Source organism: Streptomyces violaceusniger Tu 4113, from assembly GCF_000147815.2.
In the GTDB taxonomy this organism is placed as follows: domain Bacteria; phylum Actinomycetota; class Actinomycetes; order Streptomycetales; family Streptomycetaceae; genus Streptomyces; species Streptomyces violaceusniger_A.
The window spans coordinates 1126459-1139435 of the sequence record NC_015957.1 but is presented as its reverse complement, the minus strand read 5'-3'; the positions used below and the strand labels follow the sequence as shown (position 1 = coordinate 1139435).

The following is a 12977-nucleotide window of genomic DNA, read 5'->3' as shown; positions in this document are numbered from 1 at the left end:
CCGCCCGCGGTGCGCCCGCCGCGGCGGCGGACCGTACGGCGACTGCCAGGCCGGCCGATCGCGCCGTACGACCGGGGGGAGCTCGGTGGTGTCTCGGCACCCGGTGCGCAGCGCGAGGGACCAGGCGTTGATCGGGAGGCAGAGGGGCACGACAGCCCACTTCTTGGACACAGAGTTCTTGGACACAGAGTTGACCGCTTCCAGTGAGAAGACCACAGCGAAAAGCAGCACGCCGCATATGCGCGACGCGCGACGGATCAGCGCTTGGGGTGTCTCACTTGGTGTACAACGGCATGTCCTTGACAGAGCGACGGTGGGCGGAAGCACGGTACCGGCACACGGAAGTGCGGCTCCATCGATTTTCGGGCGGATGGCGACGCGCCTGACGGGTCGAGGCAATATGCGCGTCCTTCCCCTGCTAACGGCCGTGTTAGCGGGGTGTTAGCGGAGCGGCAGCCTTGCGGTAGCGGCCCCGGTCAGAGTGGGTGACGTACCGAGAGAACAACGTCACCGACTGCCCCCGGGGGACTCGAAATGAACGCCAACACCACCGTCCGCACCGCTCGTCGCCGCACCATCCGCATCGCCGCCGCGGCCCTGATCGCAGCCGCCGGCCTCAGCCTGACCGCCTGCAACAACGACACGGCCGACACCGGCACGAAGAAGCCCGCGGCCTCCGCCGAGTCCAGCACCGGGGGCTCCTCCTCCGGAGCCAAGGGCTCCGACGCCAAGCCCGAAGCCAAGACGGGCGCTACGGACAAGCCGACATCCGCAGCCGGCGACCAGACCTTGGTGGACGGCAGCACGGCCAAGATCGACAAGCTCGGTACCCAGCGCTACCGCCTCAAGATCATCAACGATGGTGCCGTCCTGGCCACGCTGGAGACGAACCAGCGCGATGCCGGGCTCGACGCCAACGGCATGTACGTCGTGCTCACGCTGGGCGGCGAGGTTCACTCCTGGATGGGCGGCGAGCACAACGGACCGGGCACGTTCAAGCTCGCGGGCGGCTGGACGGCCAAGGTCACAAAGGTCGGCGACGCCCACTTCCGCGCGGACATCATCGGCAACGAGGGCTCGGTGGACGGCACGCTGGAGGCGAACGGGCACGACGCCGGGCTCGACGCCAACGGCGTGTACATCGTGCTCAGCGCCGGCGGTGTGATCAGCGCCCACCAGTAAGCACCTGCCCGACCGCTGCGGCGGAGCTGCCTACGGCGGCTCCGCCGCAGCCGTGTTCGCCGCCCGTCGCGGACCCGCCGCGCGTCGCGGACCCGCCGCGCGTCTCCCCCTGTGACCCAGCTCTCATCGTGGCCATGCAGCAGATGAAGGGGCCTCCCCGTCAAGGAGGGATGACAGGAAGGGAGGACGTGTGGATCTGGCAACTGAGTGGAAGCTGAGAACGAGCCTCACCGAGGCCGGTTCGGCGGAGATGGACTTCCATGGTTTCGTCGCGACGCGGTCGGCCGCGTTGTTCCGCGGTGCCCTTGTCTTGACGGGGAACCGTGAGGCGGCGGAGGACCTGGTCCAGGAGACGCTGGAGCGGGCCTGCCGTAAGTGGCGCACGATCGCCGCCAAGGATGCTCCGGACGCCTACGTTCGGCGGATCATGGTGAACCTCGCCAATGACCGGTGGCGGAGGTTCCGCCGCATGGTTCCGCATCAGGACAGCGGTGAGCGGGCGGTTGCCGGGGACGAGTACGGGCGTATCGACAGCAGGGACCAGTTGGTCCGCGCCCTTCAGTGTCTGCCGATGCGCATGCGCACGGTCGTGGTGCTGCGGTACTTCCACGATCTGTCCGATGCCGAGATCGCGGCGGACCTGGGCATCTCACCCGGCACTGTGCGGTCCCAGCTCTCCCGTGGCATGGACAAGCTCAGAAGCCAGTTCCCCGCGCTTTCCGGCCCTTCACCGAGGCAGCCCACGGAAGGAACCCGATGACCTCGCATGGTTCGCGGCCTCCCGGCTGCACCGGTTCTACGCCCTTCGAAGAGGAATTGGTGAACGCCATGAACGACTTTGTGAACGCGGCCGAGGCGCCGGACTTCGACACGGCCGGCATTGTGCGCAAGACCCGTCGTAAGCGGGCCACGGCCATCGCGGGCATCGCCACCGCCCTCGTCGTGGTCGGCGGCGGCACCGCCCTGGCCTCCATCAACGGCGGTTCGGACACCTCGAAGCCCGCCGCCGCCGGCACCGTGACCGCCGCCCCCGAAGCCGCCGACCCCGAAGCCGCCTACGTCGTGCTGGAGGACAGCAAGTACAAGCTCGACTTCGGGGGGCTCAGTCTGGACTTCGCCAAGCAGCAGCTACTGAAGTCGCAGCTCAAGCTCGGCAAGGTCAGCGAGGTGGACTGCGGCAAGAACGGCAAGCCGGGCACGGTCGTCGAGGTCTCCCCCCACAGCCCGAACGCCGTGCCCAGAGGCGCCAGTATCAGCCTGATCCTCTGCGCCGGGTGACCTGAGGCGCCCTGTCCCCCCGGCACAGGTACCGGTGCCGGGAGGGGCGGGACACTTTCCGCTCAGCCCTCCAGCTCCGCCGCCACGAAGCGGCGCAGGTGGCGGCGGGCGTCCGCCACGGTCAGGGCGGGGGCCTGGCGCAGGCGGCGCAGGGCCAGGCCGTCGGCCAGGGCGGAGAAGCGGAGGGCGAAGTCGGCCGGGTCGTCGCATACGAAGTCGCCCTCGTCCCGGCCCCGTTCGACCAGGGACTGGATCTCGCCGTGCCATGCCTCGTAGCGCTCGGCCTGGCCACGGGCGAAGGACTCGTCGCGTTCGCCCGCGTTCCAGTAGTCGAACCACATCCGCCAGTGCTGGTCCGTGTCGTCCGTGAAGAGCGCGTCGATGAGCAGCCGCAGCCCCTCCGCGCCGCTGGTGGCCGTCGCGGCGGCCTCGCTCAACGCGGCGTAGTAGCGCTCGATGTGCAGCACCATCGCCTCGGAGAGGACTTCCTGCACGCTCTCGAAGTGGTACGTGACCGTGCCGACCGAGACCTCGGCCGCGGCCGCCACCTCGCGCACCCCGACCCCCTTGGTGCCGCGCTCCGCGATCAGCGGAACGGCGGCCTCCACGATGAGGCGGCGGCGCACCTCGGTGGGCTGCCGGGTCCGGCGCGAGGCCTCGACGGCGCGGCGCGGGGGGCGGCGTTCGGCGGGGGACGTCACGCGGAAGTCCTCGGCGTGGTGTGGTGCCATGCGCGCGTGGCCACTGTCTCTCCGTTCGCCCGTGCCTCGATGCTGCTGTCCATGATGAATTCCTCCGCCGTGGCACGCAGTTCCACGGCGGTGACGACCTCCGCGGCCCAGGCCCCGCGCCGCAGCCGGATGGTCCACCGAGAGCTTGCCACGGCCGACAGCGGATCGTCGGAGCGGATGCGGTACGTCTCGCGGGCGCTCTCCTCGTAGCGCAGACCGTCGGGATAGGTGCGGGAGCCGCCGTAATTGGGGTCCACGTCCAGTACCCACTCGCCCGTGGCCACATCGTGGGTGACGGTCCGCTCGGGGCGTGGTTCGGCGGGCGGGTCGACGGTCACGGCGAGCGGCACGGCCTGCTCGGGCTCCTCGAAGACGATGGGCGGGCGGCCCGCGTCGGCGCCCGGATCCCGTACGGGCAGCAGCAGTGCGCTGTCCCCGGGCCGTACGGTCAGCCGGCCGCGCTCGCCGTGCGGCCAGACCCACGGCCAGTACGCGTCGGAGACGGCGACCCGGATCCGGTGGCCGGGCGGGAAGGCGTAGCCGGTGGCGTTCAGCTCGAACTCCACGTCCTCTTCGCGCCCTGGCTGCCACTCCACGGCCTTGTCCCGCCCCTTCCTCGACAAGAGGTTGAGCACCCCACGGGTGACGAGGGTGGACGAGCCGTCGGGCGCCACATCGCAGACGCGGGCGATGACATGGGCGCGTGGGGTGGCGCTGTCCAGGCGTAGCCGTACGCGGGGACGGCCCAGGATTTCCACCCGCTCTGTCAACGGCTGTGAGTCGAAGCGGACCGAGCGGCCGTCCTCCTCGCGCTGGTCGGGCGGCAGATCGGTGGCGTTGCCGAAGGGGAAGAAGCGGCCCGCGTCCAGCCCGGTGTGCAGCGGCGAGCGGACGATCACCGGCTCGTCGGCGGGGCCGCCGAGGGGGCGTTCGTCCCAGGTGACGGACGGCGACGGCCAGGCGTCCTCGCCGACCCAGCGGCCGGGCATGGTGTCGTACCAGGTGGCGGGCGGTACGGGCTCGTTGATCCAGGCGCGCAGCGGCGGCTCGTCCAGCACGCCGGTGGGCTCGTCCTTCAGCCAGTGATCCCACCAGCGCAGGGTCTCCTGCAGGAAGCCGATCGCCGGGCCCGGCGGCAGCCCCCGGTCCGGGTACTGATGCGACCACGGGCCGATGAGCCCGCGCACGGGCGCGTCGAGGTGTGCCAGCAGGCGCAGCACGGTGTCCCGGTACGGATCGGCCCAGCCGCCGACCGCGAGCACGGCGGCCTCGATCGCGCCGTAGTCCTCGCAGACGCTGCCGTGCCGCCAGTAGTCGTCCCGCTCCTGGTGGGCGAGCCAGGTGTGCAGATACGGCTCGAGCGCGTCGAGCCGCTCCCGCCACATGGGCAGCCAGCGGTCCTCGCCGACCGAGGTGGGGTGCGGGGGGCGGGCGGTGAACGCCAGCATCGTCCCGGCCCAGGCGAGCATGTCGATGCCGAGGACGGCGCCGCCGGTGTAGTGGACGTCGTTGTCGTAACGGTCGTCGGTGGAGCAGACGGTGACGATCGCCTTCAGCGGCTCGGGGCGCAGGGCGGCGATCTGGAGGGAGTTGAACCCGCCCCAGGAGATCCCGAACATCCCCACCTTGCCGGTGCACCAGGGCTGCTCCGCGAGCCAGTTGACGACGTCGACGCCGTCGGCGAGCTCGGTCGCGGTGTACTCGTCGAGCATCACGCCCTCGGAGTCGCCGCTGCCGCGCAGATCGACTCGTACGGAGGCGTAGCCGTGCCCGGCGTACCAGGGGTGGCGCTGGGCGTCGCGGGGTGCGGTCCAGTCGCTCTTGCGGTACGGGAGGTATTCGAGGAGGGCGGGGACGGGGGCGGTCTCGGCGTCGGTCGGGCGCCAGATGCGTGCGTGCAGCCGCGTTTGCCCGTCCCGGGTGGGGATCCATACGTCCTCGACGCGCACTTCGCGGGCGAAGGTCTCGCGGTACTTCACGCCTCTCCTTACGGGGTGGGGTTGGGTGTGGGGCGGGGGTGGGTTGTTGCTGCGGGTCGGATGCGGCTGCGGGTCGGGTGCGGCTGCGGGTCGGGTGCGCCTGCGGATCGGGTGCGCCTGCGGATCGGGTGCGCCTGCGGCGGGCGAGCCCCCACCCCGCCCCTTCCCGAAACCGGGGCTCCGCCCCGGACCCCGCTCCTCAATCGCCGGAGGGGCTTGAACTGCGCCGCGCGCAGCTCGCGGAACGGGTGGGCACAACCCGCCCACCGGCCCGCACCCGGCGGCGAGACCTCAAGGGGCGCTCCCCACGGGGGGCGGGGCCGGCCCCGGTATCGGGAAGGGGCGGGGTGGGGGCTAGCCATCCGTCGGCCGCCACCTGCGTACCCGGTGGCCCCCGCCCAGCTCATCCCACACCGCCCCCGGCTCGGCGGCGTCCGCCCACTCCTCGGCCGGGGCCGAGGCCGCAGCCCCCTCCGCCTCCGGATCCGGCTCCAGCGCCGCTGCCATCAACGCCCGCGTATACGGATGCCCCGGCCCCTCGAACACCGCGTCCGTGGGCCCCTCCTCCACCACCACCCCCTGCCGCAGCACCACCACCCGGTCCGCGATCCCCCGCACCACCGCCAGGTCGTGGCTGATGAACAGGCACGCCAACTCCCGCTCGCGGCGCAGATCGTCCAGCAGCCGCAACACATCGGCCTGTACCGAGACATCCAGCGCCGTCGTGATCTCGTCCGCGATCAGCACCTCCGGCTCCCCGGCCAGCGCCCGCGCGATCCCGATCCGCTGGCGCTGGCCGCCCGACAGTTGCGCGGGCAGCCGGTCGGCGAAGTCGGGGTCGAGGCGGACGTCGGCGATGAGCCGCCGGGCCCGCGAGGCCGCCTCGCCCCTCGACCCCGCCGAGCCGAAGAAGCGCAGGGGCCGCCGTATCGCATCGCCCACCGAACGCCGCGGATTGAGCGAGGTGTCCGCGTTCTGGAAGACGAGCTGCACGGTGCGGCGCAGGGCAAGCGGACGCCGCCGCGCGGGGGCACCCAGATCACCGCCGGACGCACCGCCCGACGCACTCCCCGACGCAACCCTCGCCGCACCGCCCGACGCGTCCTCGGACGCACCCTCCGACACAGCCCCCGCCCCACCGCCCGACGCAACCCCCGTCACACCCCCGGACGCGCCGACCGCCGCATCCCCAGACGCACCGCCCACCGCATCCCCCACCCCAGCCCTCATCGTCCCGCCCGACGCCCCCCGCAGTCCCGCCAGCGACCACGCGATCGTCGACTTGCCACTCCCCGACTCGCCGACCAGCGCCAGCACCTCCCCCCGCCGCACGCTGAAGGAGACCCCGTCCACGGCGCGGCTGGTGCCGTAGTCGATCGTCACTTCCCGTACGTCCAGCGCCTCGGCCGCGTCCGCGGGCACCTCGGCCCGGGGCCGGATCTCGCGTGTGCCGTCCTCGCCCACCAGTGCCAGCCCGGCGTCCGCGACGCGCGGGACGCTGGCCAGCAGGCGGCGGGTGTACGGGTCGGCGGGGGCGGCGAAGAGCCGCCGGGTGGGGGCGGCCTCGACGACCCGTCCGGCGCGCAGCACGCACACCTCGTCGGCCATGTGCGCGACCACGCCGAGGTCGTGGCTGACCAGGACGGCGGCGAGGCCGAGTTCCTCGCGCAGGGCGCCGATCAGGTCCAGCACCCCGCGCTGGGTGATCACGTCGAGGCCGGTGGTGGGCTCGTCCAGGACGAGCACCTTGGGGCGGGCCGCGATGGCCATGGCGATGGCCACGCGCTGCTGTTGTCCGCCGGAGAGTTCATGCGGATAGCGGCGGGCGAGTTCGCGCGGGCGCGGCAGCCTGACCTGCTCCAGCAGGTCCGTGACGGGCACCTCGCCGCCCGCCTCCGCGATCTGCCGTCCGATGCGCATGCTCGGTGTCAGGGCGTGGCCCGCGTTCTGGGAGACCATCGCGACCGTACCGCCGCGCAACCGCCGCAGCTCCCGCGCGGAGAGCGCGAAGACGTCCTTGCCCTCGACGGCGACCCGTCCGCCGGTCAGCCGCGATCCGTGCCGCAGATGTCCCAGAAGCGTCGCGGCGACCGTCGACTTGCCGCTGCCCGACTCGCCGACCAGGGCCAGCGTCCGGCCGGGGCCGACCTCCAGGGACACCTCGTCCACGACGGGCACCTCGCGCCCGCCCGACCCGCCCGAACGGTAGGCCACGGACAGGGCGTCCACCGAGACGATGGGCGTCGTCTCCGCCGAACCAGTCGCGTCCGCCGAAGTGATGGCCGTCATCAGGAGCCCTCCCGGATCCGGTCCACGCCCCACGCCTTGGACAGGCCGTCGGCCGCGAGGTTGAGCCCGACCACCAGCGTGGCCAGGGCGATGATCGGCGCGAGGCTGGCCATCGGGACGACGGTGATGGCGGTGCGGTTCTCCGAGACCATCAGCCCCCAGTCGGGGGTGGGCGGGTCGGCGCCGAAGCCCAGGAAGGACAGCGAGGAGATCAGCAGCACCACCCAGGAGGCGCGCATCGCGAACTCGACGCACACCACGTCGGTGATGTTGGGCAGCACCTCGCGCCGCAGGATCGCCCAGGTGCTCTCGCCGCGGGCGCGCGCCGCGGTGACGTAGTCCTGGGGGACGACGGCGAGCGCGGCGCCGCGCACGACCCGTACCACCTGGGGGACGCAGACGACGGCGATAGCCAGCACGATGACCGCGGATCCGGTGCCCAGCGCGGTGACGATCACCAGCAGGACGAGGATCGCGGGGATGGAGAGCACCGCGTCCAGGACGCGCATCAGCAGATCGTCCAGCCAGCCGCCGCGCAGGGCGGCCGCGCAGCCGAGGACGGCGCCGAGGGCGACGGTGAGGACGGTCGCGGTGACGGAGACGCCGAGCGCGTACCGCCCGCCGTACAGCACCCGGGTCAGCACATCGCGCCCGTAGCTGTCGGTGCCCGCCCAGTGGTCCGCGCCGGGCCCGAGCAGCGCGTGCGAGGCGTCGCCGGTGGTGGGGTGGTAGGGGGTGAGCAGCGGGGCGAGCAGCGCGACCACGAGGTGGACGGCGACGATCGCGAGCCCGATGGCGGTGGGGCGGGAGGAGCGCACGGCGCGCCAGGTGCGGGCGGCCACGCCGGGCCGGACGGGCGCGGGCGGCACGGCGACAGCAGACGCTTCCAGCGAACTCATCGGATCCTCCCTCCTCGGGTGCGGAGCTTGGGGTTGAGGGCCATGGAGCCGAGGTCGGCGGCGAGGTTGCACAGGACGTAGACGACGGCGCTGATGAGGGCGATGGCCTGGATGACGGGCAGGTCGCGGTTCTGGACGGAGGAGAGCATCAGCTTGCCGATGCCGGGGTAGTTGAAGACGTTCTCGACCACGGCGACGCCACCCACCAGCCAGGCCACGTTGAGCGCGATGACGTGGAGGGTGGGCAGCAGGGCGCTGGGCAGCGCGTGCCGGGTGACCACCCGCCAAGTGGACAGCCCCTTGAGCCGGGCGGTGGTGACGTATTCGCTGGCCATGACGTCGATCACCGAGGTGCGGGCCATCCGCACGATGTACGCGGCCATGACGATCGCGAGCGAGGCGGCGGGCAGCCAGACCGCCGGGAGGAGCTGCCCGGTGCTGGCGCCGGGTCCGTACAGCACCACGGCGGGGAGCACCGGCACCGTGACGGAGAAGGCGAGCACCAGCACGGTGGCCACGACGAATTCGGGGACGCTCATCCCGATCAGGCTGACCGTGGAGATCAGGTGGTCGGGCCAGCGGTCGCGGTAGAGCCCGGCGACGATGCCGAGGACGAGGGAGCCGGTGACCGCGAAGAGGATGGTGACGACGGCGATGAGGGCGGAGTTGCCGAGGTACTGGGCGACCTCGCCGCCCACCGGTTTGGTGGTGACGAGCGAGGTGCCGAAGTCGCCGTGCAGGGCGCCGTTGATCCAGTGGCCGTAGCGCTCCCACGCCGGCTGGTCGAGCCCCATCTGCTTGCGCAGCGCGGCGACCGCGTCGGGGGTGGCGTCCCTGCCGAGCACCTGGGTGGCGACGTCGCCGGGCAGCGCCTGGACGGCCAGGAAGACCAGGACCGAGGAGAGCAGCAGGGTGCCCAGCGCGGAGACCACGCGGCGGACGAGGAAGGTGAGCATGCCCCTCATGCCCCCTTCAGGCCGATGCGGAGGTAGTCGAACTCGAAGCCGTGCTCGGCGTAGCCGCGCACCTTCCGGGAGATCCCGACGAGCCGGTCGGCGAACATCGGGGTGATGGCCCCGCCCCGCTCGACGACGAGGGTCTGCGCCTGTCCGTACAGCTCGCGCCTGCGGCCCGCGTCGGTCTCCCGGCGGGCCCGGTCGAGCAGCGCGTCGAACTCCTTGTCGGCCCAGGCGGTCTCGTTGTACGAGGAGCCGCCGCGGAAGACCTGGTTGAGGAGCTGGTCGACGGGGCGCCCGGTGTACCAGTAGGTGGCCATGAGCGGCTTCTTCATCCAGATCTGGGTGTAGTACGAGTCGGCGGCCGCGGTCTTGACCCGGATCCGGATGCCGGCCCGCCCGGCCGACTCCTGGTAGGCGAGGGCCATGGGCGTGAAGATCGGGTCGTACGAGGAGGTGTAGAGGTCCACCGCCAGCCGCTCGTGCCCGGCCCTCTTCAGCAGGTGGCGGGCCTTCTCGGGGTCGTGGGCGGGGTGGGCGGCGGTGTGGGTGGGGTCGTTCGGCGGGACGGGGTTGTCCCAGCCGGCCGTGCCCGCGCCCTGGAGGGCGGCCTTCAGGATGTGCTCGGGGTCGTAGGCGAGCTTCATCGCCTGCCGCACCCGCACATCGGTGAAGGGCTTCTCGGTGGTGAGCATCGGCAGCACGTACCACTGGGCGTTCTCGGCGCGGGCGATGGTGGCGCGGTCGGAGGCGGCGATGACCCGGGCGGTGGCGAAGTCGAGATTGGTCTGGGAGAGCAGATCGACCTGTCCGGCGAGCAGGGCATTGGAGCGGGCCTGCATATCGGCGACGGAGTAGAAGTCGATGGCGTCCAGGACCGGGCGCCCGGCCCAGTGGTCCGGGTAGGCGGTGACCCGGCCGGGCCCGGCGGCGGCGAAGGATTCGAGCCGGAACGGGCCGGTGCCGATGCCGGTGCGGCCGATGGAGCGGGCGCTGCCGTCCGGGACCACGTAGCAGTTGTAGTGGGTGAGCAGGCTGGGGAACTCGGCGTGCGGGCTCTTCAGCGGGACGACGAGGGTGTGGGCGTCCGGGGTGCGCAGCCGCTTCGGGTCGACCAGCGGGGACAGCACGGGGGCCTGCGGGGAGGCGGTCGCGGTGTCGAGGATGTGGCGCAGGGTGTAGGCGGCGTCGGCGGAGGTGAAGGCGCGGCCGTCGTGGAAGGTGACGCCGCGGCGCAGCCGGAAGGTCCAGGTGGTGGCCTTGGCGTCGGGCTCCCAGGATGCGGCGAGGTCGGGGGCGACGGTGCCGTCGGGCCCGATCCGGACGAGGCGGTTGTAGAGCGCGCCGAGGTATTCGTACGCGGAGAGCGCGCTCGCGGGGTCGAGGGTCTCGGCATCGGAGGCGGGCGGCCGGGCGATGCGCAGGGTGCCGCCGCGGTCGGGCCGCCCGGCCGGGCCGCGGGTGGGCACGGCCCTCGTCGGGGACGCGGAGGCGGCTCCTGAGCAGCCGCTCAGCAGGGCGGAGCCGCCGAGCGCACCGCCGATCGCCGCCGCGGTGGTGAGAAGCGACCTCCGGGGCAGCCCGGCCGCGGCGGGGGTCGTTCGGTGGGAGGTCTCGGACGTGAACGGGGACATGAACGGGGGCACCCTTCCCTTACTCGTTCAGTCGAACGATTGGGTGAAGTCTGTGAACGATAGCCACGAGCCCCGTTCGGGCCAACCCTTCGTTCGCGGAAATTAACGCCGGAAACAGAGTCGTTACCCGGCGCGGAGAGCGGCCCGGCGACGGCGCGCGGGGTCGCGGACCCCGCCCCACGACGCCCCCGCACACCGTCCGTACACCCTCCGCGCACCGTCCACGTGGCCAAAAACACCGAGCGGCTCCGGATACTCCGCCGTAGGGTGGCCGACATGCAGGTGATCCAGTCCACGAAGCTCGCCAACGTCTGCTACGAAATCCGTGGCCCGGTGCTCGAGGAGGCGATGCGGCTGGAGGCGGCAGGACACCGCATTCTCAAGCTGAATACCGGCAATCCGGCGACCTTCGGCTTCGAATGCCCCCCGGAGATCCTCGAGGACATGCTCCGCAACCTCGGCGACGCCCACGGCTACGGCGACGCCAAGGGGCTGCTGTCCGCGCGGCGCGCGGTGATGCAGCACTACCAGACCCAGGGCATCGACCTCGACGTCGAGGACATCTTCCTCGGCAACGGCGTCTCCGAGCTGATCCAGATGTCGATGCAGGGGCTGCTCGACGACGGCGACGAGGTGCTCGTCCCGGCCCCCGACTACCCGCTGTGGACCGCCTCGGTCTCACTCGCCGGTGGCACCGCCGTCCACTACCGCTGCGATGAGCAGTCGGACTGGCAGCCGGACCTCGCCGACATCGAGCGCAAGGTCACCGACCGCACCAAGGCGCTCGTCATCATCAACCCCAACAACCCCACGGGTGCCGTCTACGGCGAGGAGATGCTGCGCGGGCTCACCGACATCGCCCGCCGCCATCGGCTGATCGTCTGCTCGGACGAGATCTACGACAAGATCCTCTACGACGGGGCCACCCACACCCCGACCACCACCGTCGCCCCCGATCTGCTGACCCTCACCTTCAACGGGCTCTCCAAGGCGTACCGGGTGGCGGGCTACCGCAGCGGCTGGCTCGCGGTCTGCGGCCCCAAGGCGCACGCCGCCAGCTATCTGGAGGGGCTGACCATCCTGGCCAATATGCGGCTGTGCGCCAATATGCCGGCGCAGCACGCGGTGGCCACGGCGCTCGGCGGCCGTCAGTCGATCAACGACCTGGTGCTCCCCGGCGGCCGGCTGCTGGAGCAGCGGGACACGGCGTACGACCTGCTGACCCAGATCCCGGGCGTGACCTGCGTGAAGCCCAAGGGCGCGCTGTACGCGTTCCCCAAGCTGGACCCCAAGGTCTACAAGATCAAGGACGACCGGCAGATGGTGCTGGATCTGCTGCGGGCCGAGAAGATCATGATCGTGCACGGCACGGGATTCAACTGGCCGGAGCCGGATCACTTCCGCATCGTCACGCTGCCCGCCAAGAAGGATCTGGCGGACGCGGTGACCAGGATCGGGAACTTCCTGGACGGATACGGCCAACCCTGATCTTTTAGCCCCGGCTCAACTCTTTTTAGCCTCAGCTCAACTTTAGACAGAGTCTAAGTTAGGATGGTCTCCTGACCCCTTGGAGGCCATCCATGTACGAGCCGATCCGCACCAAATCGGTCCACAGCATGGCCGAGCCCACGCCCGACTTCCCGCACCGCACCCGCGAGGAAGAGCTGGACATCCGGCTGGCCGGACATCTGACCGCGCTGCTCACCGTGACCGACGAGCTGCGCGCCCGCACCCCGCACCCCGGCCTCGACGACGCCGCCCAGCGGCTCGCCGAGCAGGCCGCCCGCCTGCGCGACGGCCACGCCCCGCTGCGTGCGGCCCCCTCGACGACGGAGCCGGACGCGGCGCATATCGCCGCCCTCCACCAGCGCGCCCACACCCTGGCGGGATGGGCCCTGGTCGTGGCCACGTCCCGTGACGACACGGCGGCCTCGACGCTGGCGGCCGAGCGGCTGGAGGCACATGCGGCGGCGCTGGGGCTCACGGAGGCGTAGCCGGACTCGCCGGGAGCGGACTCGCCGGGAGCAGG

General features: G+C 71.8%; 11 protein-coding genes. 5 read left to right on the top strand and 6 right to left on the bottom strand.

All coding sequences use genetic code 11. The features are described 5' to 3' along the window. The first annotated feature begins 534 nt into the window (after positions 1-534). From STRVI_RS05175 to STRVI_RS05165, 3 genes are all read left to right on the top strand, one after another. Positions 535-1182 (top strand): hypothetical protein, encoded by a 648-nt coding sequence (locus tag STRVI_RS05175; protein WP_014054560.1) that lies wholly within the window; start codon positions 535-537, stop codon positions 1180-1182. A 190-nt stretch (positions 1183-1372) separates the two neighbouring features. Continuing rightward, a complete protein-coding gene (locus STRVI_RS05170; RefSeq protein ID WP_014054559.1) occupies positions 1373-1942 on the top strand; it encodes a SigE family RNA polymerase sigma factor in 570 nt (189 codons plus the stop codon). 68 nt (positions 1943-2010) lie between these two features. Then, positions 2011-2460: a hypothetical protein gene (locus tag STRVI_RS05165; RefSeq protein ID WP_251982561.1), complete on the top strand. Its 450-nt coding sequence runs from the start codon at positions 2011-2013 to the stop codon at positions 2458-2460. Positions 2461-2522: 62 nt separating this feature from the next. Here the strand turns inward: STRVI_RS05165 and STRVI_RS05160 are convergent, their stop codons facing one another. From STRVI_RS05160 to STRVI_RS05135, 6 genes are all read right to left on the bottom strand, one after another. Next, positions 2523-3191, bottom strand: a complete 669-nt coding sequence (locus tag STRVI_RS05160; protein ID WP_043235432.1) for a TetR/AcrR family transcriptional regulator — start codon at positions 3189-3191, stop codon at positions 2523-2525. Beyond that, complete coding sequence (locus STRVI_RS05155; protein WP_014054556.1) at positions 3158-5170, bottom strand: CocE/NonD family hydrolase; 2013 nt, start codon at positions 5168-5170, stop codon at positions 3158-3160. The genes STRVI_RS05160 and STRVI_RS05155 overlap by 34 nt, the downstream gene beginning before the upstream one ends. Positions 5171-5524: 354 nt before the next feature. After that, entirely contained in the window at positions 5525-7459 is a 1935-nt protein-coding gene (locus tag STRVI_RS05150) for a dipeptide ABC transporter ATP-binding protein (RefSeq protein ID WP_014054555.1), read from the bottom strand. Beyond that, positions 7459-8358 (bottom strand): ABC transporter permease, encoded by a 900-nt coding sequence (locus tag STRVI_RS05145; protein WP_014054554.1) that lies wholly within the window; start codon positions 8356-8358, stop codon positions 7459-7461. Before STRVI_RS05145 ends, STRVI_RS05150 begins: the two co-directional genes overlap by 1 nt. Further along, positions 8355-9314: an ABC transporter permease gene (locus STRVI_RS05140; RefSeq protein WP_014054553.1), complete on the bottom strand. Its 960-nt coding sequence runs from the start codon at positions 9312-9314 to the stop codon at positions 8355-8357. The genes STRVI_RS05145 and STRVI_RS05140 overlap by 4 nt, the downstream gene beginning before the upstream one ends. Before the next feature lie 5 nt (positions 9315-9319). Then, a complete protein-coding gene (locus tag STRVI_RS05135) occupies positions 9320-10948 on the bottom strand; it encodes an ABC transporter substrate-binding protein (RefSeq protein ID WP_014054552.1) in 1629 nt (542 codons plus the stop codon). A 276-nt stretch (positions 10949-11224) separates the two neighbouring features. Between STRVI_RS05135 and STRVI_RS05130 the strand changes: the two genes are divergently transcribed. Both STRVI_RS05130 and STRVI_RS05125 read left to right on the top strand, forming a co-directional pair. Continuing rightward, the gene (locus STRVI_RS05130) at positions 11225-12436 is read left to right on the top strand and encodes a pyridoxal phosphate-dependent aminotransferase (RefSeq protein ID WP_014054551.1); all 1212 of its coding nucleotides are present in this window, start codon (positions 11225-11227) and stop codon (positions 12434-12436) included. A gap of 92 nt (positions 12437-12528) precedes the next feature. Further along, positions 12529-12942 (top strand): hypothetical protein, encoded by a 414-nt coding sequence (locus tag STRVI_RS05125; protein WP_014054550.1) that lies wholly within the window; start codon positions 12529-12531, stop codon positions 12940-12942. The last annotated feature ends 35 nt before the right edge of the window (positions 12943-12977 follow it).